Origin of the sequence: Nitrosomonas sp., from assembly GCA_031316255.1 — a bacterium.
Classification (GTDB): Bacteria; Pseudomonadota; Gammaproteobacteria; order Burkholderiales; family Nitrosomonadaceae; genus Nitrosomonas.
This window is the reverse complement of record JALDQW010000001.1, coordinates 491,780-518,416: the sequence shown is the minus strand read 5'-3', so window position 1 is coordinate 518,416 and position 26,637 is coordinate 491,780. Positions and strand designations below refer to the sequence as shown.

The window sequence follows — 26,637 nt, the reverse complement described above, 5'->3', positions numbered from 1 at the left end:
TTATGGGTGCCTTGCGGAAATTTGAGCGGGTGATTGGCCGGATATCGGGTGCTTTCGGCTGGCTGGCCGGTTGGCTGTGCATTCTCATGATTGTAATCGTTTTTGTTGACGTTATCGCACGCTATCTATTTGAGTCGGGCTCGATGGCCATGCAGGAAATGGAGTGGCATCTTTTTGCCGCGGTTTTTTTGCTGGGTGCTGCGTATACCATGCGTGAAGACGCCAATGTCCGTGTTGATGTTTTTTATGCAAAAATGTCCAGGCGCAAGAAAGCTGTCGTCGATATTTTTGGTACAGTGTTTTTTGTCATCCCGATGTGCACGTTGATTGTGTACAGTTCTTACGATTTTGTTGCATATGCGTATGAAGTTCGGGAAGTATCTAACGATCCGGGTGGACTGCCCTATCGTTTTGCGTTCAAGGCGCTGCTTCCACTCGGTTATTTTCTGGTTTTGATTCAGGCATTCGCTGTTATTTCACGAAATATCAGAATACTGGGCGGCGATACCGAAATGCTGGCCCATATTACATCAACGCATCAGGAAAAGTTATGATCGCAGTGGTCATGTTTGTTGTCTGTCTGTTGATGCTGACGCTGGGTTATCCTGTTGCATTTACCTTTGGCGGCGTGGCGGTGTTTTTTGGGTTGTATACCCAGGGCCTTGATCTTTTTCTGCTGATCGCCTATCGCATGCACGCCATTATGACCAATGTCACGTTAATGGCGGTGCCGCTCTTTATTTTTATGGGCTTGATTCTGGAGAAATCCGGCATCGCGGAACGAATGCTTGAATCCATGGGATTGTTATTCGGACATGTCCGTGGTGGACTGGCGGTTTCAACTGTTGTTGTGGGCATGCTGCTGGCCGCATCGACCGGAGTGGTCGGTGCTTCGGTTGTGACCATGGGGTTGATCGCCCTGCCCGTGATGTTGAAATATCATTATGATAAACAGCTGGCCAGTGGCGTAATTTGCGCTTCGGGGACATTGGGTCAGATTATTCCACCATCAATCGTGCTCATTATTTTGGGTGATGTTTTGCACCAGCCGGTTGGCGATTTTTATCGTGCGGCGCTGCTGCCGGGGCTGTTGCTGGTCGTGCTCTATATATTTTTTTGTCTGGCCGTTGCCTATTTGAATAAAGATTCTGCACCCCCTTTGCCGCGTAGTACGAAACTTGCCGCTTTGGATTATTGGCGCGCTTTTAAGACGATAGTACCTGCATTGATGCTGGTTGTGGTGGTTTTGGGTACCGTTATTGCAGGTGTTGCCACGCCGACCGAATCAGCAGCAATGGGTGCTGTCGGTGCTATTATTCTTGCATTGCTTGGAGGTAGCCTGCGTTTTTCAATGCTGCATCAGGTTGCAATGGAAACCACGAAAATCAGTGCCATGGTTTTTACCATTCTGGCGGGCGCGACATTTTTCTCGATGGTGTTTACCTATACGGGTGGCGATGAAGCGGTTGAAGCAATTATGGTGCATATCCCGGGCGGTCAATGGGGTTTTGTCGTGCTGATGATGATCATCATTTTCTTGCTGGGGTTTTTCATAGATTTTGTCGAGATTGCCTATATATTCGTTCCTATGATCGCGCCAGTTCTGCTTAAACTGGGTATTGATCCGCTCTGGTTTGGTATTCTAATTGCTTTAAATTTACAGGCTTCCTTTCTGACGCCGCCATTTGGTTTCTCATTGTTTTATTTGCGTGGTGTTGCATCCGAAGCCATCAGCACGATGGAAATTTACCGTGGCGTGATTCCATTTATTTTTTTACAATTGATTGCACTGGTCATTGTGATGCTGTTTCCAGGGATTGTTCGGGTATTCTGATGCAGGTGCTGCAGTTATCAGTGACTTGAGAACTGTTAAGATGGGCCAATGCGTTGAGCAGGGCAGAAATCATGAATAACTCGCTCAGTCCTTCTTTATGTGCTAAGCCGGTCGAATTGACAAACTGAAGGTGTAAACGGTAAGTCAATCAGCGATTGTTTACCATTTTATAAGGTAGACTAATTCTAATTAAACTGATCTCGTGGAATCGCTATGGAAAAGAAAGAGACATCAAATATTTTGGAATCAAACAAATCCACTGATATGCGCAGGCGGTATCGTATTGTCGATGAAGGTGATATCGCGCCGGAATTAACTGAAAATGACATTGAATCGTATGAAGTGAATGAGGCGATCAAAGCGGCGCAAACTTCCAAAGAGACAGAGTTACAAGATATTCTGAGTAACATCAGACCTGGTGATACTGCAGAATTGGCCAGAACGCTTGACGCCGTGATTGGTGGTATGTCACCGGATGACGCCTATCGGCTGCGCAATGAATTAGTAAAAAAAATTCCGTTGATCACCCGGAAAAAAGTGAATTCTGATGAGGAATTGGCGAAAGACTGGCGGGAAGGCGGCTACCCGTATAAGAATTTGATGACGCGCAAGAATTATGAGAGGGACAAATATCAGTTACAAGTCGAGTTATTGAAACTGCAATCCTGGGTCAGAGAGAACAAGAAGCGCGTTGTTATTTTATTTGAAGGGCGTGATGCGGCCGGTAAAGGCGGAACAATCAAACGGTTTATGGAACATTTGAATCCACGGGGCGCACGCGTGGTGGCACTGGAAAAACCATCGGAAATTGAACAAGGCCAGTGGTATTTCCAACGCTATATCCAGCATCTGCCTACAGCCGGTGAAATCGTGTTGTTTGATCGTTCCTGGTATAACCGGGCGGGTGTTGAGTGCGTTATGGGATTTTGCGCTGAAGAGGAATATTTGGAGTTTATGCAGCAGGCTCCTGTGTTTGAGCGTAATTTAGTACGTAGCGGCATCTATCTGATTAAGTTCTGGTTTTCTGTTAGCCGAAAAGAGCAGCGCCGCAGATTTAAGGAACGGGAAACCCATCCTCTAAAACAGTGGAAATTGTCACCGATCGATAAAGCGTCGTTGGATAAATGGGAAGACTATACTCGCGCCAAGGAAGCGATGTTCTATTACACCGATACAGCCGATTCACCCTGGACTGTAATTAAATCCGACTGCAAGAAACGGGCGCGGCTCAACGCCATGCGCTATGTGTTGCACAAATTGCCGTACAAAAATAAAAATCCTGACCATATCGGTTCGCTTGATCCGCTATTGGTCGGGCGTGCACATGTTGTGTATGAAAAAGGCGAGAACAGTCAGCCAATATTGTAAATTCAAACGGTGCTTTCTTGTTTTCTGCTCAAATTCATTTTATAGACCATTTGAGCAATGTGTAAGGTTATTTACAAGACTATCCAACATTCATTTATAAAAAGTGGGTATCGCAAACTGTCGATTAAGAAGTAAGCCAGAATGGCGATTGCATGCGACGAGTAATCCAAATTCTGACTCAAGTTGGACGGTGAGCAGACGATAAGCAATGGATATGTAAGATAGATCAGGGACACACAGGATCAGATATGAAAGAAGTCTTTCTTGGCAGACTACCAATACTGGACAGCAAACAAAATATCGTGGCATTCGAACTGTTATTTCGTTCCAATCAGCAGAATGAAGTGAATGTTACCGACAATCGGGCGGCATCAGCAAATGTCATTATCGATACATACGGACAAATAGGTATTGAAAATGTCATGGGTAAGCGGCGCGCTTTTATTAAAGTCGATGCCCAATTTTTATTGGGTGATTCGATTTTCCTGCTTCCAAAAAACCAAATTGTTTTTGAATTATTAAGAGATGTTGAAATTACCGATGAGATCATGCATCGTTGTTCCGAACTAAAGAGCAAAGGTTATCAGATAGCGATTCCCAATGAGATTCATATGGACGGACAATTTGATCGTCTGATGCCACTGGTTAATGTGGTTAAAGTGAACGTAAGCGCGTTGGAAGATGGTGAGTTAGCTGCATTGGTTAAGAAAATAAAACGGTGGCCAGTATTGTTGCTGGCAGAGAAAGTTGAAAACCGCGATATGGCCAAAAAATGTAAAGACTTGGGTTTCAGCTTGTTGCAAGGCTTTTATTTTGCAAAACCGGAGATTATTTCAGGAAAACGTGTTGATCCATCCAAACTGTCCTTGTTGAAATTGCTTTTGCTTATCGCGAAAGACAGCGATGTTTCAGAAATTGAGAATGAGCTTAAATATCAGCCTGGCTTAAGTTATAACCTGATGCGTATGGTCAATTCAGCTGGTACGGGAGTGTCAAAAACGGTAAATTCAATAAAACGGGCCATCATGATACTGGGCCGCAAACAACTCCAGCGATGGATACAGATATTACTCTATACCGCCAAGCAAAAAGACGGCAGTTCATCGGATGCGTTAGTACATACAGCAGCAATTCGTGGGAAGTTACTCGAATCGATTGCAATAGCAGACAGGCCTCACGACAAGAATCATCAAGACCGTGCGTTTATGGTGGGTGTATTATCATTACTGGATACGTTGCTAGGCATGAAAATGTCCGAACTCGTGGAAACGCTCAGTATTCAGAAAGATATGAGTGAAGCTTTATTGTCGAGACGCGGATACCTGGGACGTCAACTGGCTTTGATAGAAGCGCAAGAAAAAGGTGAATTTGATATGGTTTCAACGATGCTGGCAGAATTGGGTTTCCTCAGTATGCGTGAATTTACGCAGCTGGAACTGGAAGCGCTGGCCTGGGCAAGCCGTATCAGCGAAATGGTTAATTCGTCCGGTTAACCGCCGTCAAGTCTAAATTACTACATGGCCGTACTAACATTTGGAAATTTCCATATCTTGCAGCGCTTTTAATTCAATTGCTGTAAAGCCCGCCTTCTGTCTCGCTTCATGATGAAAAGGGCCCGACAGCTGGCCGGTATAATATCGCTTTAGCAATTCGCGGAATGTTTGATCGGAACTCAATCCGCGTTTTTCGCAGAAATATTTAAACCAGTGCGATCCGATTTTTACATGTCCGATTTCGTCCCGTAAAATAATCTCCAGAATCGCGACGGTTTTTATGTCATCAGCACTGCGTAAACGCTTAATAATGCCCGGTGTAACATCCAGGCCTCTGGCTTCCAGAACGCGCGGGACCAGTGCCATACGGACCATTGGATCGAAAGCTGTTTTTTTGGCCATTTCCCATAAACCGTTGTGAGCCGGAAGATCGCCATAATCGTGACCAAGCGCATTCAGCCGTTTGCGTAATAATTGAAAATGATGCGCTTCCTCTTCGGCGACATGTATCCAATCGCTGTAAAATTTATTGGGGAGGTAACGAAAACGATACACCGCATCCCAGGCAAGATTAATGGCATTGAATTCGATATGTGTCACCGCATGTATGAGTGCCACAAGCCCGGCTTTTGTGCCTAAACCGCGCTTCGGTACGTTACCAGGCATAACCAGTTTAGGCCTTGCGGGGCGCCCCGGTTCATCAATAGGTTCAGGTATGTTTGTTGATTCGATCGATAAAGAGCCTTCCCGCCATGCTTGAACGGTTTGCTGTGTCAGGCGCAGTTTTTCTTCGATCTCGCTGGTTTTCAAACAGCGGTTGGCTGCTTCGTGCAGGGATTCCATAAGGATTGGTCATAAACGGATGTATTGTAAGCCGGTATTGTCGCTCTTTTTTTGTTCAGGGAAAAGTTATCCTTGAATCAGTGTTCCAGATGACAAATTTTTTTATCCTCAGAAAAGTTGTATCGGTATGAAGCCGTCAATTCAACTCAAAACGAAATGCTTGATTGCCAGGTCGTTTCGGAGAATTGCGGAGCGGGCTTTAACGCGTTATTGTTTCATCAAATACTGTTTGAATTTTCCCGGTGTCATGGGTCTCGCATAATGATATCCCTGTCCCAAAACGCAATGCTCCGATGCAAGAAAATCATGTTGTTTTTTTGTTTCAACGCCTTCGGCTATCACTTCGAGCCCTAGAATGTTACCCAGGCCAAGAATTGCTCTGGCAATTGCGATATCATTGGCATCATTAGGAATATCTCTGACAAAAGACTTGTCCAGTTTTATCTTGGTTACGGGCAGGCGTTTCAGATAGCTTAATGACGAATAACCTGTGCCGAAATCATCAATGGCAATGCCAAATCCCAATTCACGCAATTTATTCAGTGTGTTAATTGCACCCTCGCTTTCTTTCATAATAAAACTTTCGGTGATTTCAAATACAATTTTTTCCGGCGAACACTCAGAACTTTCCAGAATGTGATGAACCTGGGTTATAAAATTGTCTGAAATTAATTGCTTGCCCGATACATTTATCGATAATATGCCCGGGTCAATATCCGCATTCTGCCAGTCCCACATTTGCCGGCAAGCGCTTAGCATAACCCATTCGCCAATGACATGAATTAAGTCGCTGTCTTCGGCGATGGAAATAAACTTATTTGGAGGCACCCAGCCCAGATTGTGATGTTTCCAACGCAGCAATGCTTCTGCGCCTACATGCGTTTTTGTGTGAATGTCAATGATCGGTTGATAATAAAGCTGAAGCTTGTTTTTATGCAATGCCTGGTGCAAATCGGTATACAGCAGCATCCGTTCTTGCATTCTATTAGACATTTCCTGTGTATAAAAATGAAAGTGGTTGCGGCCGGCTTCTTTGGAACGATACATTGCCAGATCGGCATGTTTGAGTAGCGTATCGACAGTCTCGCCATCATCCGGGAAAAGCGCCAAACCTATACTGGCGGAGATAAATGTTGATCCATCGGGTAATAATTTAAATGGTTTTGCAATTGTTGTCAGGATTTTCTCCGCAATCAGCCGAACTTTATCTTCATTGATTTGGTCTTCGATCAGAATTGTAAATTCGTCGCCACTGTGTCTGGAAACGGTATCACTGGACCGCATAATAGTGTTCAAACGGGCTGCGACCTGACAGAGCAATTCATCGCCCACTGGGTGTCCATGTGAATCATTGATATGTTTGAAGTTATCGAGATCGATGAAGAGTATCGCTAATTGGGTGTTGTTTCTTCTTGCTTTTGCAATGGCATGTTCGAGACGTTCGGTAAACAGAGTGCGGTTCGGCAGTTTGGTCAGCGCGTCATAATGCGCCAGGTAGTTAATTTTTTCATTATAATGCTTTTGTTCGCTCATGTCGTACATGACAGCGATGTAATGGTCTGCTTTGCTGTTGTCCTTTTTTAAGGCAGAAATGCTCAGCCAGATGGGCACGAGATGGCCGGTTTTGTGTCTGTCCCAGACTTCCCCGTGCCAGGAACCTTTTTCGTTAATGTCATGCCACATGGCGGCATAGAATGCTTTGTCGTGGATATGAGATTTGAACATACTTGTATGTTTGCCGATCACTTCTTTTGCAGTGTAGCCAAGAATATCTTCAAAAGCGGTGTTTACTTTGATAATTCGGGCATTTCCGTCGGTAATAATAATGCCGTCTAATACATTGGTAAATACACTTGCGGCAAGCCGCAGCTCATCCTCCGCTTTTTTCTGTTCAGTGATATCTTGAATGAGTGAAATAAAATAATGCGGGGTATTCGCGCCTCTGTTTACCAGCGCTTTATTTAGATTAACATGAATTATCTGGCCGTTTTTGTGCAGATAACGTTTTGCCACAGCAATACTATCGAGTTCGCCATTGAGCATCTGATGTTGTTGCTGCTGGTGCTCTGCCAGATCGTCCGGATGTATAACCGTTCTGATATCGAGTTGCAGCAGTTCGTCTTTGGTATAGCCCAGAATCTTGCATAATGCTGGATTGACTTCAAGTATGGCATTGTCAGTTGATTGCAGGGTAATTCCGATGGGTGCATACAGCATGGCTTTGCGAAAAATATCTTCGCTTTTGCGTTGAGCGGCTTCGGCGATATGTTGAGCACTGATGTCGTTAAACAATAATATTGCGCCAGCGATTTCGTTTTGTGCTGTGCGGTATGGCATTACGTGTAATAGAAAAACTTTATTTGTATCTGGATGGCTAAGTATCGTTTCAATACGGGCGCCTTCTCGTATTGCTTTCCGGACTTTTGAATTTAAACCCGGTATTTCCAATAGCCACTGGATGCTGTTCAACGAACAGCCTTCAATCACGTTTTCAAATGCAATAACCATTTTGCAAGCGGTGTTTGCCTGGGTGATGTGTAATTGCCTGTCTACAACGATCATTGGGTAATCCAGGCTTTGCTTGACGTTGACAAGATCGGTGGTGATTTTTTCCAGTTCCGTTGTTTTAACCTGAAGTTCTTCATTTACGGTTAGCAATTCCTCGTTGGTCGATTGCAATTCTTCGTTGAGGGTTTGCAATTCCTCATTGGTTGATTGCAATTCTTCATTCGATGAATTTAATTCTTCATTCAGTGACTGAAGTTCTTCATTAGAAGTTTCAAGTTCCTCGATAACGCTATTAAGGTGAGCGCGAGAATTGGCAATTTCTTCCTCAAGCTCTTTGATAATGAGAGTGTCACGTTCAACTGTTTTTTCAGAAACGGGTTTGTCGGTTAAGCTCTGATTAACAGTCTGTGTGAGAAATGATATCAGTAGCGGTGATTCCCGGGTGTCTTCAAGTGGGCGGATGACAGGAATTACCTGATGAGGTTTGTGGTTAATTTCAATCGGTCTGGCTATGCCTTCTGTCGGTTTGGACTCGCGACGGCAGCGATATATAAGCGCCCGCAATTCTGCGCGTAAAGCTGGGATAACCATGTTAAATAAATACATTCCCGCTGTGCCGCTGGGAAAATTCAAATAGGGCTTGAGATCACCATAAAAGTTGAGGATATTGTTAGTTTCATCAATGATTACAGAGGGTGGTGCATAGAATTGCGTTAACTCAACGAGCGCGCGATTGCTGATGTAGTCAGTGCTTGCGGCCGTATCATTGTGTAATTTTTTTCGTTTGGGTTGCGATATTGAAGTGACTTGGGTTTGAGGCAGCATATAGTGCGTTGAACCCGGTTGCCTGCTGTAAATACATGCCTTTTTATTGACTAATTTGAATAAATCTTTGTGTGAGTCAATGCCCTCTGACTTTCCTAAAAAAAGGTAACCGTCAGGATTCAGCGCATAGTGAAATGCTCTCAACATCTTTTTTTGTGCGTCCGGATTCAGATAGATCATCAAATTCCGGCAACTGATGAGATCCAGGCGTCCAAAAGGCGGATCCACGATTACATTTTGATGGGCAAAAACAATTTGATTGCGGACATTTTTCAAAATGCGACGATGTTCACCCTCATTTTCCGTATAGGTTTCCAAAAAATGTTTCGGTACTGTTTCAAGTGCGTTATTTGAGTATAGCGCTGTACGCGCTTTTTCTATTGCCGCTTCGTCCAGATCGGATGCGAAAATCAGATACTGCAGATCTGACCTTTTTTGCGTGCGTAAGGCTTCCTCAAGTAGCAATGCGATACTGTAGACTTCCTCTCCTGAAGCGCAACCAGGTACCCAGCATCGGATAATTTTATGGTGAGCCTGTTTGCGGACGATGTCTTCAATGATTTTTTCGAGAGTAGTAAAGGATAATTGGTCACGAAAGAAAAATGTAACGCTGATAAACATACTGCGAACCATTAACCGGGATTCTTCCTGATGGTTTCTGAGGTGTTCTATGTACGCCTTGAGCGAATGAATACCTAAAATACTCATGCGGCGTGCAATTCGCCGTTTTACTGTACTTTCTTTATAGGCATCAAGTTTGAAAGCGGTAAATTTCTTGACCAAACTATAGATCTGACTGTAATCATCGAGTTTCTGATCACTTTTACTGGTGTTGAAAAATTCCACGGGATGTTTCAGTAGGCGCATCAGTGCAGGTCCAATTTCGGTGCAACTCAGAATTAAATCATTATGTCCCGTATTAATAGCTGCTTTTGGCATGCTGTCATATTTTGCGGTTTCCGGGTCCTGAGTAATCGTAATGCCGTCTGATGCCTTGATAGCAGTTATGCCAGATGCACCGTCTGTGCCTGTGCCTGACAAAATTATGCCAATGGCATGTTCTTTGAGTTCGTCTGCGAGTGAACAGAAAAAACGATTTATAGAAGGTTTGGGTCCAATCGTATGTTGTGGCTTAGTAAGTATCAATTGGCCTTTTTCGAGTACGACATCGTTATTGGGTGGCGTAATATAGATAAAGCCAGGTTCCGGTTTTTGTTTTTTCTCGAGATTTCTGACCTGAAGCGGAGTTAGCGGTGCCAGCAAATTGATCAGCATGCTGACATGACTTGGAGAAACATGCTGAGCGATAACATAAGATAGGCAGTCAGATTCGGGTAATGAGCCTATTAAATCGCGCAATGCTTCAAGTCCACCAGCGGATGCACCTATTCCGACCAGTCTGACGGAGTGCGAACGGACCTTATTGCTCTTTGATGTCATTTTCACTAAATTGCCTCCTACCCCAGAAGTTTTTGCTGTTATCTGTAATGCTAGTGCGGCTATCCATCTGATATTGTGCTAAACGCTTGTTAAGAAACTGATTTGACGAGCGTTTGGCTATTTATACAAGTACAAAAATAGTGTTTCCAATCTGTCGATTGGTATGTATGCACATTACAACGCGTAATTTTCAGGCGTATTTGTACAATAATGCGGATAACCGTGCAATTTTAGGCATAGTTAGTTTTCGTCAATAAATCTTTGTTTTTCGACTTAGTGAATAATAGATATAGATAAAAAGTATATGGTATTCAGTTGCTTTTCATTGCGCTCAAAATACACTTTTCAAATATTTGACCATTTCTCAATTAATTGATTATGGATTGAATACAGCGCTAAAAATGACTGCATAATTTGTTGTAATCAAAAGTACTAATCGTAATAATCAGTAGTGTTTTAAATTCCTGAGCACGGTAAAGGGTGTCTTGGTTGAATTAAGTTGAGTTAATCTTGATTGAATTAAAATTCCTAAGAAATTGCATATCCATGTTATTTGATTGGGCGATCAAAAAATTGGCGTACAACAACAGTTATAAATCCACTATTCCACCATAGGATGTGATCAGATTTATAGTTAAAATTGCCATAGATTACTTCTATTTATGTCATAAATGCAAATATAATTGTGAGCGTTAAATATTGAAATCCCCTAGATAACAATATTTACAAGTTTGCCCGGCACCACAATAATCTTCCTGATTGTTGCGCCTTCGATGAATTTTTGTACCTGTTCATTTTCTAGCGCAGTCTGTTCGATGGTTTTCCGGTCCGCATCCTTGGCGGCATTAATTTGTCCGCGTAGTTTTCCGTTGACCTGCACAACAAGCTTGATTTGATCCTGTACCAGTGCTGACTGGTCGGCCTGTGGCCAGGGTTGGTCGAGCAATTCAGTGCCCGGACGAAGTTCGCGCCATAATGCATGGCAGATATGCGGTACGATGGGAGAGAGCAGCAGTACAATGTTTTCCATTGCTTCCTGCAACAGGTTACGGGCAGCAGGATCGGTTTCATGTACTTTTGCCAGATTGTTCATTAATTCCATGACGGCAGCGATTGCCGTGTTGAAGGTGTGGCGCCGCTCAAGATCATCGGTGAATTTTGCGACGGTGTGGTGTAACTGGAAACGCAGGGTTTTAAGGTCTGCAGGCAGATTCCGATGCATGGCAGGGTCAACCGTAACGATACCTTGCTCGACATGTGTGTATACCTGTTTCCACAAGCGCCTGAGAAAACGATAGGCGCCGTCAACACCCGTGTCAGACCATTCCAGTGTTTGCGTCGGCGGACTAGCGAACATCATGAACAAGCGAGCGGTGTCCGCACCGTATTCCTCAACCAGTTTTTGCGGGTCGACACCGTTATTTTTGGATTTTGACATGGTGCCGATACCATCGGATTCGACAGGTTGCCGGTCTGTAAGCAATATTGCGCCACACCGCTTGCCGTCTTCGTCAAACTGTATATCGACTTCAGTTGGATTGTAATAGGTAATGCGCCCGCTGCCGGTCTTGCGGTAAAAAATTTCGTTCAGAACCATGCCTTGCGTGAGGAGGTTCGTGAATGGTTCGTCTGTATCCAGCAGACCGGTGTCGCGCATGACCTTGCTCCAGAAACGCGAATACAGCAGATGCAAAATGGCGTGTTCAATACCCCCGATATACTGGTCGACCGGCAGCCAGTAATTCGCGCGTTCATCGGTCATTGCCTGATTCTGCTCAGGACAGGCATAACGCGCGTAATACCATGAGGAATCAACAAAGGTATCCATCGTGTCCGTTTCCCGCCGGGCGGCATTGCCACATTGCGGGCAAGTACATTCGTAGAAAGACGATGTCTTGCCCAGTGGATTTCCAGTGCCATCGGGCACCAGATCCTGTGGCAGAATAACAGGTAACTGATCGTCCGGTACCGGTACAATACCGCAAGACTCACAGTGGATCAACGGGATAGGACAACCCCAGTACCGCTGACGCGAGATTCCCCAGTCACGCAGGCGGTACTGAACGCGTTTGTTGCCGAGCCCCTTTTTCTGTAAAGCCGCGGCAATTGCATCTATTGCGTCCTGAAATTCGAGATCGGAGAACTCTCCTGAATCGAAAGTGATGCCATGATCAATATACGCCTCATTCAAAGGGTGTTGCAGGTCCTCGTGAAGCGGTTTGATCACAGCTTTGATCTGCAGTGCATATTGTTTGGCAAATTCGAAATCACGTTCGTCATGGGCTGGTACCGCCATGACTGCGCCTTCTCCGTAGCCCATTAAAACATAGTTGGCAATCCAAATCGGCAAGCGCTTTCCATTGAGTGGATGGATTACGAACAGGCCGGTGTCCATACCTTTCTTTTCCTGAGTAGCCAGATCGGCTTCTTTAGTCGCACCGAGTTTGCATTCCTGAATAAAATTATGCAGCGTCAGATTATCCTTGGCGGCGTGCAATGCAATCGGGTGCTCTGCGGCGACCGCAACATAAGTCGCACCCATCAGTGTATCCGCACGCGTGGTGAACACTTTCAGGTTTTGTGGTGTGCCGGATTCCTTGTCGGCAGGGAATGTAATATCGACACCGTAGCTTTTTCCAATCCAGTTCGCCTGCATGGTTTTGACGCGTTCAGGCCAGCCCGGCAACGTGTCGAGCGCTTCCAGCAACTCGTCGGCGTATGCAGTAATTCTCAGGTAATACATTGGAATTTCACGTTTTTCGACCGGTGCGCCGGTGCGCCAGCCACACCCGTCAATAACCTGTTCATTGGCCAGAACGGTCTGGTCGATCGGGTCCCAGTTGACGGTGCCGGTGGTCTGATAGGCAATCCCCTTTTCCAGCATGCGCAGAAAAAGCCATTGGTTCCAACGGTAATAATCCGGATCACATGTTGCCAGTTCGCGATCCCAGTCTATGGCCAGCCCGAGACTTTTCAGTTGTTTGCGCATATACGCGATATTGTCGTAAGTCCATTTAGCCGGGGAAACATTATTTTGCATCGCTGCATTTTCAGCCGGCAGGCCAAAAGCATCCCAGCCCATCGGTTGCAGGACGTTATAACCCTGCATGCGACGATAGCGCGACAAAACATCACCGATTGTGTAATTGCGAACATGCCCCATATGCAGTTTTCCCGACGGGTAAGGGAACATGGACAGACAATAATATTTTGATCTGTTTGTGGCTTCTACCGCTTTGAATTGGGCGGCCTCTTCCCAATAGTGTTGCGCTTTTTTTTCGATTTCCTGGGGATGATATTTTTCTTGCATGGACGTTGACTTTTTTTACTTTTAAAATCGATCATTATACCGTGAAGTGTAAAGGTAAGAACATGTGGCGCGTTATAATAATTGCCATTACTAATGTTTTTCGTAATTCGTATTTCAACCAGGCGGGGGATCAATGAAACGATTATTTGAGTATAAAACTTGCATATTATTGATAGTGTTCTGTGGTTTGAGCGGCTGTTCTGCTATTTCGGCCAAACCGGAAGCACAGTCCGTAGTCATCTTAAAAGAAGCACCGGATGCCGAACGGTGCCGTTTTCTCGGTGAAGTGGCGGGATCGCAGGGTAACTGGTTTACCGGTGCGTATACTTCAGATAAAAACTTGCTGATGGGCGCCAGAAATGATTTGAGAAACGAAACCGCTGAACTCGGTGGTAATACTGTGTATATTCAGCATGTCAGCAACTCGGGTAGATATGAGGCTTCAGGCAATGCCAATACAACGATTATCGGCAATGCGTATGACTGTAATTAAAATCGTTGTGCTCGACAATTGATTTGACGTGTCATGTTTAATTGTGTGTCGTTGTTGAAACGATAGGATTATTGTCGGTACCTGAATTGTCATTGGTAATTTCATTGTCTGTTTCGATATCAGCGATTGCAAATTTGTGAGCTCCCAATGAGGCGGTGAGTTTTAGAAAATAAAATACTAAAAAGTGGAGTCAGTCGAGAACGAATGACAATAGGTGTTTTTATCGGTCAAAGCCTCGATTCGTAATCGCCATCAAAAAACTGCTCATGGTCCGGATTTTTCATGCGTGTGATCTTTAGAAGCGCCCGTTGATATTGAGGAATCATCATCTGGATTCTGGTGTCCGGCTTGCATGTTTTGCCGGAATTTTGCTTTGCCATCGGTGTCCTGGATATAGCTGTCTTCAGAGCTATCTTCTGTTTCATTTGGATGGCGGTTTATTGTTTTCAAAGCGGATTACATCGATATCTTGAGCAAACTGGGAATGTTTCAGTTCAATTTTGTCAGCAACAAACCGGTTATCTTCGATTAGATGACCGATAATCTGTATACGCTGATTCTGCTGCGGATTCTCATGCGTTACACCGGTAATTTCACGCCCTGTCTAATGTTAATGTTTTGGTTGTTTACTCTGAGTGTCTGTTCATCTGTTGCATGAACATAGCCTTCCAGAACAATATGCTCAACATTCCCCAGAACATGCCCCGTTGGATCGATTTGTATTGCCTGTGCATGAATATGCGCACCGTCCCAGTAGCCCTTGATTGAAATCTCCATGCCTTCGGACAGATCGGTCGGCTGAGACTGCGGATCAAATTCAACGCGGGTACCATCAACGATCAGTTCACCGGGATTAATCTGTGTAATTCGCCCGTTAATGTCGATATGTGTTATCGGACCAACAGCGGCATGCATAATTGTAATATGTTTGGCGGTTAACGCCTTGCCAAAGCCCTCGGCGCGAACTACGACAATCTGGCCTGTTGCTAATTCCATTAAGGTTGAAGGCGATCCATCCATCGTAAATGGCGTGTCGGCGGTGTAATGTATTTCAGTTCCATTCACACAAATGCTGGCAAAACCGGTAATGATTCCAATGATGCCGGTGCCGCCAATTCCACCGCTCTGGGCCATTTTTCCATGGGAATCAACGATGTTGTTGATATTACCCGGACTGTCGTTGTCGATGCCTGTGCCACTGATTCCGGACTGCATCGATGCAAGTGGATTGAGTGGGGAGCTTCCTGTATCGCACATATACTTCCCTTGTGCGACTAGAGGTACAACCAGGATCAGAGTAATAACAGCGTGATTTACGGTCCGGGATAATGCGTTCAGTAATTTCGTGTGCACATAGATATGTTGCTGTCTTGTTACGGTATTTTGAGTGGTGGCAATAATGCCATTATTCGGTGACTTGGTTGTTTTTGCCATCAGTATTTTTGGGTTCAACAGGTACGCTGTAAAAATAAATACCCATTGTCATACGATGCCGTATATCTTTTGTCTGCGTGTCCTCTTTCTCAAGTTCCATGGCTTTTTTATTAATCGCCAGAAGTGCATGCATACCCATAAGCTCGGATTGTTCTGCGAGTATCCTGACCGATTCAGTACTTAAAGCATCATAATGTACACTTCGTTCTAGGAAAGGCAGTTTTTCACCAATCAAATTCGATGCGGCAGCGGCGAAATGATCATGCAGGTTATGACCAAAGTAATATGCTTTTTCGTCAAAACCTTTCGCCGGAACAAATGCTTCTACATTCAGGCAAACACGACGTTGATCATCAATATGAACGACGTCCAGCCGTAGCCATTCATCCAGTACAACACGCGAGCGAATATCTTTACTGATGCTGGCAACGAGTCCTTCAAAAGAAATTTTTCCATTGTCTCGCATAAAACGCGGTAAAGGCTTTGGTGCGTTGTTTTCATCGAGATAATCTGGATCGCTAGTCCACTGGCTGACGAGCCGGGCACCCATTGATACTGTTTCTGGAACAATCTCGGCATTTGTATTGACAGCGGGACGCAATCGTTTGATGTCCTTGCGGTGTATGCCGGTAAGCAGGCTTAAGTGACTGTCCGTTGTGGGTTTATCGTTCATGCGAAATTCTTTGTCTCCTACTTCCACATATATTTTCTTCAAAATATCTGTCAGGTAGATATATGTCACGCCTTTGGCCAGCATGAGCTTTATCAAGGGGCGTAGTACTTTACACAAGGCAGAAATGAGTGCTGGAGAAACAGTGGTTACACCGGAATTCTTTTCGGAGGAGGGTGTTCGCATTAATGTTAAGTTGAAAGAGTAAAAGTTAAAAGATAAAAGGATAATTTTAATATACGTGGGAAATATTTACAAATATTGATGCTGATTGGTGTTTTTCGCACATTATATAGTTTTTTCAAGGAATTCTTGATATGAGTATTTTGAATCCTTTTGATATTGTACTGATGAGATAATTGATGTTGTATTTGCACGGAGCATCTGAATCACATTCATAACAATCTCAATAAGTTTTTAACAGCCTGCTAAAATAACCATAGACAGGATGATTAAGAGGAAGTGGCATATGTGTACTGATTGGCTGTAACTGTTGAGATGTCTGAATATATTCGATTCTTGTCGAAAAAGGTGCTCGACCAGATGCCGTTGACGGTAGCTGAAATCACTGGAAGTATTGAGCGTCTGATACTTGAACGCAATCAGGGTCGAGTTTGGAATGCACCCAAAGTTGTGATTACGCCGCCTGACGGAAGATATATGATGGCGACATTGGCGGCCGCAGATGACCCACAGATTTTGGCAGTAAAAACATTGCTGCTGAATCCAAGAAATACCCTTCGTGGTCTGAAAAGTATTTATGCTTTGGTGACATTACTCGATAGTGACACCGGCTTGCCGCTGGCGCTATTGGATGGCGGTTGGGTGACAGCGGTTCGAACAGCCGGTTTGAGCGCTGTAGCGGCGAAAAGACTGGCCAGAGAAGATGCAACGGTTGCAGCATTTGTTGGGTGTGGCGTACAGGCGCGTAGTCACTTAAAAGCTTTTGCTGATCTGTTCGCGTTAAAGGAAGTGCGTGTTTTGGGGCGTGGTGCTGAAAATAGAACTGCGTTCTGCAAAAGCGTAACGGAAATGGGGTTAACCGCAACTGCGTGTGAAACAGCCCGGGAAGCGTTGTGTGACGCAGATTTGATTGTAACTTCGGTAACAATTTCGCCTGAGTTGGTGCCTTTTTTAAATGCGCGATGGTTAAAGCCAGGTGCTTTTGTTACCATGACTGATCTGGCAGCCCCCTGGCTTGCAGATGGTATGACGATCTTTGACCGCATTGTTATTGATGATCTGGAACAGGAAGCGCAGATGTCTAAACCTTTGGTTTGTCCAGATCTGGTTTCGGGTGATTTAGCAGATCTGGTCAGTGAAAAGATTCTGGGACGCACGAATGCGACCGAGCGTACCGCATTTATCTTCCGTGGTCTGGCATTAGGTGATTTGGCGCTTTCAGCGTTAGCGTATTGGCGTGCCTGTAAGATGTCGCAGGGCATATTGATTGAAATTTAACCGGTCAATGAAAAACGATCTGCGTTGTCTTGCTGCGTTAGAAGCAGACTCAAGCCACTAATTTATTAAGTACGATTCCATTTATTGACTGTTTTTGTCGTGTATTGGCTGCTTCGGGAACGTTTTTTAACATCCTGCTAATGTTTAAATCAGAATTTGGAAGTTGTTGTAAAAGTGTACCAATTTCATCGCCTGTTCCAGGAATCTGTTACGTGAAGCGCAAATTGATTTATAATTTGCAGTTTATAAGAAGAAAAATTCTGTTTTATTCATAAAAAAGTTTTTGTTTGCAAGCTTGTTGGCAAGATAAGGGAGATCATCAATGCATATAGGCATACCCGCAGAGATTCGCGGGGGAGAAACACGTGTAGCAGCTACACCGGAGACCATTAAAAAATATACTGCAAAAGGTGTACACGTTGTATCTGTGCAATCAGGTGCGGGTGTAAAGGCAAGTATACCTGATTCGGAATTTGAAGCCGCAGGTGCAAAAATCGTTGCGGATGCGCAGTCGTTGTATAGCCAGGCGGAAATTGTGCTCAAGGTACGTGGACCGGAAGCGGATGAGTTAGCCATGATGCGTAACGATTCAGTGCTACTGGGTCTTTTGGCGCCGCATCAATCAAATGGAATCGAAGCGCTCGCCAAGCATGGCTTAACCGCGTTTGCAATGGAAAAATTGCCTCGGATTACGCGTGCCCAGAATATGGATGTGTTGTCATCGCAGGCAAATATTGCCGGCTACAAAGCGGTGATTATGGCGGCTGATGTTTATCAACGTTTTTTCCCGATGTTGATGACTGCGGCGGGAACAGTTAAAGCCGCGCGCGTGCTGATTCTTGGTGCCGGTGTGGCGGGGTTGCAGGCGATCGCTACCGCAAAAAGACTGGGTGCTGTTGTCGAAGCTTTTGATGTGCGTCCGGCTGTAAAAGAACAGGTTGAAAGTTTGGGTGCTAAATTTGTCGAAGTGCCGCTGAGTGATGAAGAAAAAGCCAGTGCAGAAACGGCGGGTGGTTACGCCACAGAAATGTCGGAAGATTATAAACGACGTCAGGGAGAACTGGTTCATGAGCGGGCTGCAGCTGCAGATATAATTATTACCACTGCATTAATTCCAGGGCGTCCGGCGCCTGTCCTGATAAAAGAAGAAACCGTAAAAGCGATGAAACCCGGTTCTGTTATAGTGGACTTGGCCGTTGAGGCTGGCGGTAACTGTCCGTTATCCGAACTGGACAAAACAGTTGTCAAACATGGTGTTCACTTGGTTGGCATTGCTAATTTCCCTGGTTTGGTTGCGGCTGATTCCAGCACGTTATACGCGCGTAATTTAATGAATTTTCTGAATCTGATTGTCGATGTTGAAAACGGAACGTTAAACATTAACCGCGAGGACGAAATTGTAGCCGGAACACTGGTTTGTAGTGATGGCAGTGTCTCGATTCAGGCATAGTTTTGATGGAAGTACGAAATACTGCTGTTATTTTTTCTTCTACCTTAAGGCATATAGTTAACGAATTTAAAAGGAGTGAATATGATAGGTGATATCGATCCACTTATTATCAATCTAACAATTTTTGTACTGGCAATTTTTGTCGGCTACCATGTGGTGTGGAATGTTACGCCTGCCCTGCATACACCGCTGATGTCTGTTACCAATGCAATTTCAAGTATTATTATTGTGGGTGCTATGCTGGCTGCGGGCCCTGCGGATATGGATTGGGGCGTCTGGTTAGGCGCAATTGCCGTAACCCTTGCGGCAGTAAATGTATTTGGCGGGTTTCTGGTCAGTCAACGGATGCTGGAAATGTTCAAGAAAAAAGATAAAAAAGGAAGTGCGTAAATGTCAGCAAATATGGTAGCACTCGCATATTTGGTTGCCTCAGTGTTTTTTATACTGGCGCTAAAAGGCCTAAGTTCTCCGGAATCTGCGCGTCGTGGAAACTTGTTTGGTATCGTCGGTATGATAATTGCTGTTGCTACCACAATGACCCTGACCGAGAACTGGATGTTGATTGTTGGCTGTATAGCCATCGGCGGTACAATAGGTACGATTATTGCAAAACGGGTACAGATGACAGCAATGCCGGAGCTGGTGGCTTTTATGCATTCACTGGTGGGGCTGGCGGCAGTGTTTATTGCAATTGCAGCGATTAATAATCCTGTTTCGTTTGGCTTGCCGGAAGTATTGCCTGCGGGTAGTAAGCTGGAATTGTTCCTGGGAACTTTTATTGGCGCCATGACATGGTCTGGATCGGTAATCGCATTTCTTAAATTATCGGGCCGTATGAGTGGCACCCCAATTGTCTTCACTGGTCAACATATGCTTAATTTGTTACTTGCAATTGTGATGATCGGTTTTGGATTGTGGTTCTTCTTCAGTGAAACAACAAACTGGACCGCGTTTATCGTTATGACGGCGATCGCTTTTCTGCTGGGTTTTCTGATTATCATACCTATCGGCGGTGCTGATATGCCTGTTGTAATTTCAATGCTCAATTCGTATTCCGGCTGGGCTGCTGCAGGTATCGGTTTTTCTTTGGGAAATCCAATGCTCATTATTGCAGGCTCACTGGTGGGCAGTTCAGGTGCGATTCTCTCGTATATCATGTGTAAAGCGATGAACCGCCCATTTTTATCGGTCATTTTAGGCGGTTTTGGGAGTGATGGTGGTGCGGCAGTTGTTGATAGTGGCGAGCAAAAAACCTATCGCAGTGGCAGTGCAGAGGATGCGGCATTCTTGATGGGTAACGCAGACAGTGTGATTATTATTCCGGGTTATGGTTTGGCTGTTGCCAGAGCGCAGCATGCTGTTAAGGAATTGGCTGAAATGTTGCAAGAGAAAGGTGTCAATGTGCGATTTGCCATACACCCTGTCGCAGGGCGTATGCCCGGACATATGAATGTGTTACTGGCAGAGGCGGAAATACCCTACGAGCAGGTTCTAGAAATGGATGAAATTAACAGCGATTTTTCGAATACTGATGTGGTGCTGGTACTCGGAGCTAATGACGTGGTTAATCCTGCAGCTAATGTTCCCGGCAGTCCTATTTACGGTATGCCTATTCTTGAGGCCCATAAGGCGCGCACTGTTATGGTCGTTAAACGGAGTATGGGTGTGGGTTATGCGGGTCTGGATAATGATCTGTTTTATATGGATAAAACGATGATGATTTTTGGCGACGCTAAAAAAGTCGTAGAAAGTATGGTCAAGGCGGTTTGATAACCATTACACATTTTATTCAATCGAAAGCGACAGTATTTATGTTCTAAATACTGTCGCGCAGTATCTTTTTAAGCTGTTTACTGAATCAATTTCTCGTTCTGAGGGATGTCATTTAGAGTATCTAATGGACAAGGTTTGCCAATACCGAATCCTTGAGCATAGTCAATTCCGATTTCGCGTAATTTGGCGATAGTTTCTTCCGTTTCGACCAGTTCAGCAATTGTTATAATATTCAATTTACGTGCAATTTGGTGTATTCCTTTTATGCGCACGAGATCTTCATCATCATAGAGCATGTTGCAAACAATGCCGCCGTCAATTTTCAGAAAATCTATTTTAAGTTTTTTCAATAAATTTATTGAAGCTGCACTCTGGCCAAAGCTACATAATGTAACAAGACAATCCAATTCCCGGACTTTGTCTGAGAAATAGATTGTTTCATCAAGTTTGCTTTTGGCATCGAGTTCTTCAATCTCAAAACATAACAGATTTGCAGGTATTTTAGATTGCTGTATCTTTTCTTGAATGAAATTGATAAATGTTTTATCGCATAGTGTATCCTTGGCGACATTCAAGCAAAAAATAGGCTTGTTATCCTTGGAATGTGATGCCAGCCATTTGATGATATGATTTACAACCCATCGATCAAGTTGTGGCATCATCTTGAACTGATCAACCAAAGGCAGGAAAGAACCGGGAGGCATAAGATTGCTTTCTTCCTCGGCCATACGAATCAGAATTTCATAGCGGACTGCAGATTGGGCATCTGAATTAAGGGGAATTATTTTCTGACAATACAGATTGAATTCTCCATCTTTAATGGCCTGAGCAATTCGATCTGCCGTAATTCCGGCTTTGGAGGATTCATTAACCGTGTTATTCACGGCATTTGCATTGTCGCGATCTGTTTCCGGTTTCGTTGTCAGATCATTCTGGTTTTTTCTTGGCGAAACGATACGTTTTTTATCTTGTGCGTTCGGGGTGTGCAGCGTATAAAAACCTATCGTTTTACCTTTACTATCCAGATGAGGAATATACTGTTCGTTGAAGATATAAGGAAACCCTTTTGTGGATTTCAGGATACGTTCTTCATAGATCGTTTTTCCAGACAGAATGTCTTCTAAGTTATTTTTAATACTGGAAGAAAATTCTTCGTTTGCGAATTCTTCCAAGAGTAAGCCATCAATTTGATCGGGTTTTAATCCAAACCACCTGCGGAAGATTCGGTTGTGATAGCGACAGCGTTGGTCAACGTTGAAGTAAGCCAGCAAAACAGGGAAATTTTCATCAACAATCTGTGATTTTACCTTGGCTTCAGCAGTTGTTTTTTCGGCCCAAAGTCTATGTTTGATTTCATTCGCCAATCTTTCTTTGTTGGCGGTTAACTGAGAAGAGTAATTATGAATTTCCTTTTCTGCATGTACAAATTGTCCAAACATCACCAGAATGGCAATAAAAAGAAAAATCCATAGTATAGCAACCCAGAATAGAGCAATATCATTAAAATAGAGATTGATGATGACCAGAATGGTTGCCATAAACAAGGCACCGCTGGCAGCAATAAATGGTTTGATTGTGTTTAGCATATTATAGTCAGTATTTATGATGTTATAGATGCTGTGAATAACAGCAAAAATATAATTACTGACTAACGGCATAAAAGGGCAATGGTTTTATAGTTGTCCAGAATTTCCAGAGATCATTACGCTTTATGACGAAATCGCAGGAGAAATTTTCATTGATTGTGGAAATCCTGAGCGTATTAATCTGATTATTTTTCAGCGCAGTATATAATGGTGAGAACCACTCTTTTTCCAGTGCCTTTAAATTTTCACGCCATTCGAATGCAAGGTTATACATATCGCTGGTCTGTAAAGTATTGAGTATAACGAGCTGATCTTCCGACCTGTTATCTCTTAACCAATTTTCAACGTTTTCTGGCAGCAAGTTACTGGAAGTATTGCTGATGTTGGCCAAGCTTCGCGAAAAAGGTTCATCACTCCATATGTGGGTGTAAGCTGAATGAGTGGACTGGGGAAGATGGCCGCCTCCCCAGAACCAAATACTGTTTATTGCAATCTGGTTACGGGCAATACGTACCTGATTGAGCGGGTGATCATACAATAACATTTGTATTTCATTAAAAATCCTATGCCATTTCACACTGTCTTTTCCTGTTGGCAGAAGGGTGTTAATGTTTTTGCAAGCTGCTGAATTCAATGCATGCGTGAGTATTTCGGGCGTATTGGTTAGTCGTATGTACCATCGATATGGATGAAAAGGTAAAAATGTTATATCGTCATTTCTTAGGTGCTGATTTATAACACCGGTAAACTGTATTGCTTCTTCTTGGGTAAGTTCAAAAGCATGACTGTCGGCTAACATGATATGATTTTGCTCGACGCGTAGGTGAACTGGGTCTGCACGTAACCAGTAATCGTATTTTGATGCGGCATCATGGTTGCTCCTGTCGGTTTGCGACATGATTGGGGCAATAGGCCAGTCAAGCTGTTTTTCTATATTGAACGCTTGGCAGAGCCATGCGTTATAGTCAGATGCAGGATGGGTAGTTGCCTTGGATTTGGATAAAAGTTTCTCTAAAGAAGATAAGGGCAGATCTTGGTAAATTTCTGGAAATGTGGTGTCTGACCAAAACAGCGAAGGTATAAAGAGATGCAAATTCATGGGATGTTAAATACGTTGAAATGAATGTATGGCTACTATTATGAATTATAATAAATAAACAAGTTGTTCACGCCGACAGAGAAGTTATTAAATTATAGATTACAGTATTGTCTATACTACAGGGTGTTTATTATAAAAACACAAGTAAAAGAAACATAGTTTATGGTTCAAGGGTTTATCAGTGTACTGGTAATCTGGATCACGATTTTTGCAATGGCTTATCTTTACTTTGATACCCAACTGGAGCCGAGAGTTTCTATTGCACAAAGTGATTTGGAAAGCGGTGAGGTGGTTATTTCAAGATCATGGGACGGGCATTATTATGTACCCGGCTCAATAAATGGATACCCAGTCAAATTTCTTGTCGATACAGGCGCAAGTGTAGTATCAGTTGGCGCGGAACTTGCGCGACAGGCAAGCTTGCCAAAAGGCAGGCCGGCGAGTTTTACTACAGCCGGTGGTGTTGTTCATGGAGAAATGGTGTTCGATCAGATTGTTGAAGCTGGTGGTATCGTGATTAACGGTTTGCATGTATCGGTTGGTTTGCACGGTGATATGGCGCTGCTCGGACAGAACTTCTTGCGTAAAATTGATGTTATTCAATCCAATGACACCATGACATTGCGTGTCAGAACGGAGTAGTTAAGAACTTCATGGTGTAGTTTGTAAGAATCTGGTGAATGAAATTCGTAAAATGGTGTGCCGGTTTATCCCATGCAGCAGTTAGTTGAATGCAAGCACCATATAGGGTGTTACCGTAGCGAGCGGTATGACCTTTTGGATGGAGTAATGGTATAACTGTCATGAACAATTATTTCTGGAGATACGATGTATCAGCATATAAAAATACCCGATGGTGGTGAAAGAATACAAGTCAATCAGGATCTAACGCTAAAGGTGCCGGATAATCCGATTATTCCTTACATTGAAGGAGATGGTATCGGCATAGATATTACGCCAGTAATGCAGGCAGTTGTTAATGCAGCTGTTGCCAATGCATATAACAATCAACGTAGAATAGCATGGATGGAGATATATGCCGGTGAGAAGTCAACCCAAGTCTACGGTCGGGATGTTTGGCTTCCTGATGAAACATTGGAAGCGGCGAAAGAATTTGTGGTTTCTATCAAAGGGCCATTGACCACACCCGTCGGAGGAGGAATTCGATCAATTAATGTGGCTTTGCGGCAGCAACTGGATCTTTATGTTTGTTTGCGGCCTGTGCGATATTTCAAGGGTGTGCCAAGTCCGCTCAAAAACCCGGAAAAAACCGATATGGTGATATTTCGCGAGAACTCAGAGGATATCTATGCCGGCGTCGAATGGGAGGCTGAATCGCCGGAATCAAGGAAAGTCATTGATTTTCTGATAAAAGAAATGGGTGTTAATAAAATTCGCTTTCCGGATACTTCGGGTATCGGTATCAAGCCGATTTCAAAGGAAGGCACTGAGCGGCTTGTCAGAAAGGCAATTCAGTACGCAATAGATAATAAGCAAAAGTCTGTGACCCTGGTGCACAAGGGTAACATTATGAAATTTACCGAAGGGGCATTTAAAAACTGGGGATATGCGCTTGCAGCAAAGGAGTTCGGTGCGGAACTTCTGGATGGTGGTCCATGGATGAAGCTTCCCGAAGAGAATGGCGGCGTTATTATCAAAGATGTCATTGCCGATGCGTTTTTACAGCAAATTTTGTTGCGCCCCGAAGAATATGATGTGGTGACAACAATGAATCTGAATGGGGACTATATTTCAGATGCGTTAGCTGCACAGGTTGGGGGCATCGGCATTGCACCAGGGGCAAATTTGAGTGATTCAGTGGCAATTTTTGAAGCGACACACGGGACTGCACCGAAATATGCAGGTAAGGACCAAGTTAATCCGGGTTCAATTATTCTGTCTGCGGAAATGATGTTGCGGCATATGGGATGGATTGAAGCGGCGGATATGATAATTCGGGCTATGGAGAGTACAATCCAAGACAAAATCGTGACGTATGACTTTGCACGTTTGATGCCGGGTGCGCAGAAGGTATCTTGCTCAAGCTTCGGCGAAGCGTTGATAGAGCGTTTGAAATAAGCGTTTAGGCAATACGATAAATTCCCCCTATACCGATAAAAGAATCAATGAAGGGGGAATATCTTCAAATTAACGTTTTAATCTAGGGTCTGACTAAGTCTTCTAGTCTACGTAACCTGCGCCAGTACTCTTTAAAAACGTACAGTTATAATTATAGTTATGTTGATTGAGATTGGATATTTGCAGCTTGTTTGCCTTTAGGTCCTTGAGTAACGTCAAAACTTACTTTCTGACCTTCTTTTAGCGTTTTAAAGCCAGACATGTTGATTGCTGAAAAGTGAGCAAACAAATCTTCACTCCCATCGTCGGGAGTAATAAAGCCAAAACCTTTAGAATCATTAAACCATTTTACTGTACCTGTTGCCATTTCTACTTCCTATAATTTAAGAAACTGGGCCGGAAACCCTAATACTATTTGAATTTCAAGGCCGCAAACGGCTAAAACTGGTACCGCAGTGAACTTGAAGCCAAACGCCACCTAAAGTTTTACGCAAAACCGGTGTTAAAGTCAAGCGGTTACAGAATTTTTATAAATTTTCTCAGGATAATTGGCTTAAGGCACTTGAAAAAATTGTCGTAATCGTCAACTATGTTAATAGCATGTATTAAAGAGATATTGGCTGTTTGACTTTTACTGATTAAAATTGTACGGGTGCTTGTTGTGACGGAAAGGAATCTGGAAACCGTTATACTAACAAAGGATGAGAGTGAACTGAAAGTTCCTCCAATGTATAAGATATTATTATTAAATGATGATTTCACACCTATGGATTTTGTGGTTGAGGTGCTAAGAATTTTTTTCTCAATGGATCAGGAGCAGGCAACTCAAATAATGTTAAAGGTTCATACTGAAGGTTCGGCTGTTTGCGGCGTGTATCCCAGCGATATTGCCAGTACCAAGGTAAATCAGGTTATTGAATTTGCACGAAGTAATCAACATCCGTTAAGATGTGTGATGGAGGAAAATTGAG

Annotated in this window: 21 protein-coding genes; 12 read left to right on the top strand and 9 right to left on the bottom strand. The window is 43.8% G+C overall.

The genetic code is table 11. The features are described 5' to 3' along the window. Window positions 1–2 precede the first annotated feature (2 nt). The 4 genes from MRK00_02420 to MRK00_02405 all read left to right on the top strand — a co-directional run bounded on the left by MRK00_02420 (window position 3) and on the right by MRK00_02405 (window position 4,695). Window positions 3–554 carry a TRAP transporter small permease subunit gene (locus MRK00_02420; protein ID MDR4516236.1) on the top strand — a complete coding sequence of 184 codons (552 nt, stop codon included), beginning with the start codon at window positions 3–5 and terminating at the stop codon, window positions 552–554. After that, entirely contained in the window at window positions 551–1,834 is a 1,284-nt protein-coding gene (locus MRK00_02415; GenBank protein ID MDR4516235.1) for a TRAP transporter large permease subunit, read from the top strand. The genes MRK00_02420 and MRK00_02415 overlap by 4 nt, the downstream gene beginning before the upstream one ends. 213 nt (window positions 1,835–2,047) lie before the next feature. After that, window positions 2,048–3,202, top strand: a complete 1,155-nt coding sequence (gene ppk2 / locus MRK00_02410) for a polyphosphate kinase 2 (GenBank protein ID MDR4516234.1) — start codon at window positions 2,048–2,050, stop codon at window positions 3,200–3,202. A gap of 248 nt (window positions 3,203–3,450) precedes the next feature. Beyond that, on the top strand, window positions 3,451–4,695 hold the full coding sequence (locus tag MRK00_02405; GenBank protein ID MDR4516233.1) for an HDOD domain-containing protein: 1,245 nt from the start codon (window positions 3,451–3,453) through the stop codon (window positions 4,693–4,695). A gap of 33 nt (window positions 4,696–4,728) precedes the next feature. Here MRK00_02405 and MRK00_02400 read toward each other — a convergent pair whose 3' ends face one another. From MRK00_02400 to leuS, 3 genes are all read right to left on the bottom strand, one after another. Beyond that, entirely contained in the window at window positions 4,729–5,538 is an 810-nt protein-coding gene (locus MRK00_02400; protein ID MDR4516232.1) for a ferritin-like domain-containing protein, read from the bottom strand. 207 nt (window positions 5,539–5,745) lie between these two features. Beyond that, on the bottom strand, window positions 5,746–10,311 hold the full coding sequence (locus MRK00_02395; GenBank protein MDR4516231.1) for an EAL domain-containing protein: 4,566 nt from the start codon (window positions 10,309–10,311) through the stop codon (window positions 5,746–5,748). A gap of 709 nt (window positions 10,312–11,020) precedes the next feature. Next, entirely contained in the window at window positions 11,021–13,621 is a 2,601-nt protein-coding gene (gene leuS / locus MRK00_02390) for a leucine--tRNA ligase (protein MDR4516230.1), read from the bottom strand. Between the two features lie 133 nt (window positions 13,622–13,754). Here leuS and MRK00_02385 point away from each other — a divergent pair, with 133 nt between their 5' ends. Next, window positions 13,755–14,114, top strand: coding sequence for a DUF4156 domain-containing protein (locus MRK00_02385; protein ID MDR4516229.1), 360 nt, complete (start codon window positions 13,755–13,757; stop codon window positions 14,112–14,114). A gap of 264 nt (window positions 14,115–14,378) precedes the next feature. Here MRK00_02385 and MRK00_02380 read toward each other — a convergent pair whose 3' ends face one another. The 3 genes from MRK00_02380 to MRK00_02370 form a co-directional block, all read right to left on the bottom strand. Beyond that, window positions 14,379–14,564, bottom strand: coding sequence for a hypothetical protein (locus MRK00_02380; protein MDR4516228.1), 186 nt, complete (start codon window positions 14,562–14,564; stop codon window positions 14,379–14,381). Window positions 14,565–14,693: 129 nt separating this feature from the next. Then, window positions 14,694–15,548, bottom strand: coding sequence for a DUF5666 domain-containing protein (locus MRK00_02375; protein ID MDR4516227.1), 855 nt, complete (start codon window positions 15,546–15,548; stop codon window positions 14,694–14,696). Beyond that, window positions 15,520–16,404, bottom strand: coding sequence for a DUF6502 family protein (locus tag MRK00_02370; GenBank protein ID MDR4516226.1), 885 nt, complete (start codon window positions 16,402–16,404; stop codon window positions 15,520–15,522). The genes MRK00_02375 and MRK00_02370 overlap by 29 nt, the downstream gene beginning before the upstream one ends. A 312-nt stretch (window positions 16,405–16,716) precedes the next feature. On the opposite strand from MRK00_02370, the gene MRK00_02365 reads away from it, so the two are divergent. The 4 genes from MRK00_02365 to MRK00_02350 all read left to right on the top strand — a co-directional run bounded on the left by MRK00_02365 (window position 16,717) and on the right by MRK00_02350 (window position 20,899). Beyond that, a complete protein-coding gene (locus MRK00_02365) occupies window positions 16,717–17,679 on the top strand; it encodes an ornithine cyclodeaminase family protein (protein ID MDR4516225.1) in 963 nt (320 codons plus the stop codon). A 322-nt stretch (window positions 17,680–18,001) separates the two neighbouring features. Further along, window positions 18,002–19,129: a Re/Si-specific NAD(P)(+) transhydrogenase subunit alpha gene (locus MRK00_02360; GenBank protein ID MDR4516224.1), complete on the top strand. Its 1,128-nt coding sequence runs from the start codon at window positions 18,002–18,004 to the stop codon at window positions 19,127–19,129. 81 nt (window positions 19,130–19,210) lie between these two features. Continuing rightward, window positions 19,211–19,519, top strand: coding sequence for an NAD(P) transhydrogenase subunit alpha (locus MRK00_02355; protein MDR4516223.1), 309 nt, complete (start codon window positions 19,211–19,213; stop codon window positions 19,517–19,519). Further along, a complete protein-coding gene (locus tag MRK00_02350; GenBank protein MDR4516222.1) occupies window positions 19,520–20,899 on the top strand; it encodes an NAD(P)(+) transhydrogenase (Re/Si-specific) subunit beta in 1,380 nt (459 codons plus the stop codon). An 80-nt stretch (window positions 20,900–20,979) separates the two neighbouring features. On the opposite strand, the gene MRK00_02345 is transcribed toward MRK00_02350, so the two are convergent. Both MRK00_02345 and MRK00_02340 read right to left on the bottom strand, forming a co-directional pair. Then, window positions 20,980–22,488 (bottom strand): EAL domain-containing protein, encoded by a 1,509-nt coding sequence (locus MRK00_02345; protein ID MDR4516221.1) that lies wholly within the window; start codon window positions 22,486–22,488, stop codon window positions 20,980–20,982. A 55-nt stretch (window positions 22,489–22,543) separates the two neighbouring features. Then, a complete protein-coding gene (locus MRK00_02340) occupies window positions 22,544–23,587 on the bottom strand; it encodes a phosphoglycerate mutase (GenBank protein ID MDR4516220.1) in 1,044 nt (347 codons plus the stop codon). Between the two features lie 162 nt (window positions 23,588–23,749). On the opposite strand from MRK00_02340, the gene MRK00_02335 reads away from it, so the two are divergent. Both MRK00_02335 and icd read left to right on the top strand, forming a co-directional pair. Continuing rightward, on the top strand, window positions 23,750–24,229 hold the full coding sequence (locus MRK00_02335; protein MDR4516219.1) for a retroviral-like aspartic protease family protein: 480 nt from the start codon (window positions 23,750–23,752) through the stop codon (window positions 24,227–24,229). Window positions 24,230–24,415: 186 nt separating this feature from the next. Next, on the top strand, window positions 24,416–25,666 hold the full coding sequence (gene icd / locus MRK00_02330; protein MDR4516218.1) for an NADP-dependent isocitrate dehydrogenase: 1,251 nt from the start codon (window positions 24,416–24,418) through the stop codon (window positions 25,664–25,666). A gap of 157 nt (window positions 25,667–25,823) precedes the next feature. Here the strand turns inward: icd and MRK00_02325 are convergent, their stop codons facing one another. Beyond that, window positions 25,824–26,033 carry a cold-shock protein gene (locus MRK00_02325; GenBank protein ID MDR4516217.1) on the bottom strand — a complete coding sequence of 70 codons (210 nt, stop codon included), beginning with the start codon at window positions 26,031–26,033 and terminating at the stop codon, window positions 25,824–25,826. 360 nt (window positions 26,034–26,393) lie between these two features. Here MRK00_02325 and clpS point away from each other — a divergent pair, with 360 nt between their 5' ends. Beyond that, the gene (gene clpS / locus MRK00_02320; GenBank protein ID MDR4516216.1) at window positions 26,394–26,636 is read left to right on the top strand and encodes an ATP-dependent Clp protease adapter ClpS; all 243 of its coding nucleotides are present in this window, start codon (window positions 26,394–26,396) and stop codon (window positions 26,634–26,636) included. Window position 26,637: the final 1 nt, after the last annotated feature.

Bases quoted from the DNA above. Each gene is read 5' to 3' on its own strand.
- MRK00_02325 (MDR4516217.1), bottom strand. From the start codon at position 26,033: ATGGCAACAGGTACAGTAAAATGGTTTAATGATTCTAAAGGTTTTGGC.
- MRK00_02350 (MDR4516222.1), top strand. From the start codon at position 19,520: ATGTCAGCAAATATGGTAGCACTCGCATATTTGGTTGCCTCAGTGTTT.
- MRK00_02360 (MDR4516224.1), top strand. From the start codon at position 18,002: ATGCATATAGGCATACCCGCAGAGATTCGCGGGGGAGAAACACGTGTA.
- MRK00_02395 (MDR4516231.1), bottom strand. From the start codon at position 10,311: ATGACATCAAAGAGCAATAAGGTCCGTTCGCACTCCGTCAGACTGGTC.
- MRK00_02400 (MDR4516232.1), bottom strand. From the start codon at position 5,538: ATGGAATCCCTGCACGAAGCAGCCAACCGCTGTTTGAAAACCAGCGAG.
- ppk2 (MDR4516234.1), top strand. From the start codon at position 2,048: ATGGAAAAGAAAGAGACATCAAATATTTTGGAATCAAACAAATCCACT.
- MRK00_02345 (MDR4516221.1), bottom strand. From the start codon at position 22,488: ATGCTAAACACAATCAAACCATTTATTGCTGCCAGCGGTGCCTTGTTT.
- leuS (MDR4516230.1), bottom strand. From the start codon at position 13,621: ATGCAAGAAAAATATCATCCCCAGGAAATCGAAAAAAAAGCGCAACAC.
- MRK00_02415 (MDR4516235.1), top strand. From the start codon at position 551: ATGATCGCAGTGGTCATGTTTGTTGTCTGTCTGTTGATGCTGACGCTG.
- MRK00_02365 (MDR4516225.1), top strand. From the start codon at position 16,717: ATGTCTGAATATATTCGATTCTTGTCGAAAAAGGTGCTCGACCAGATG.
- icd (MDR4516218.1), top strand. From the start codon at position 24,416: ATGTATCAGCATATAAAAATACCCGATGGTGGTGAAAGAATACAAGTC.
- MRK00_02420 (MDR4516236.1), top strand. From the start codon at position 3: ATGGGTGCCTTGCGGAAATTTGAGCGGGTGATTGGCCGGATATCGGGT.
- MRK00_02385 (MDR4516229.1), top strand. From the start codon at position 13,755: ATGAAACGATTATTTGAGTATAAAACTTGCATATTATTGATAGTGTTC.
- MRK00_02370 (MDR4516226.1), bottom strand. From the start codon at position 16,404: ATGCGAACACCCTCCTCCGAAAAGAATTCCGGTGTAACCACTGTTTCT.
- MRK00_02355 (MDR4516223.1), top strand. From the start codon at position 19,211: ATGATAGGTGATATCGATCCACTTATTATCAATCTAACAATTTTTGTA.
- MRK00_02335 (MDR4516219.1), top strand. From the start codon at position 23,750: ATGGTTCAAGGGTTTATCAGTGTACTGGTAATCTGGATCACGATTTTT.
- MRK00_02340 (MDR4516220.1), bottom strand. From the start codon at position 23,587: ATGAATTTGCATCTCTTTATACCTTCGCTGTTTTGGTCAGACACCACA.
- clpS (MDR4516216.1), top strand. From the start codon at position 26,394: ATGTATAAGATATTATTATTAAATGATGATTTCACACCTATGGATTTT.
- MRK00_02375 (MDR4516227.1), bottom strand. From the start codon at position 15,548: ATGGCAAAAACAACCAAGTCACCGAATAATGGCATTATTGCCACCACT.
- MRK00_02405 (MDR4516233.1), top strand. From the start codon at position 3,451: ATGAAAGAAGTCTTTCTTGGCAGACTACCAATACTGGACAGCAAACAA.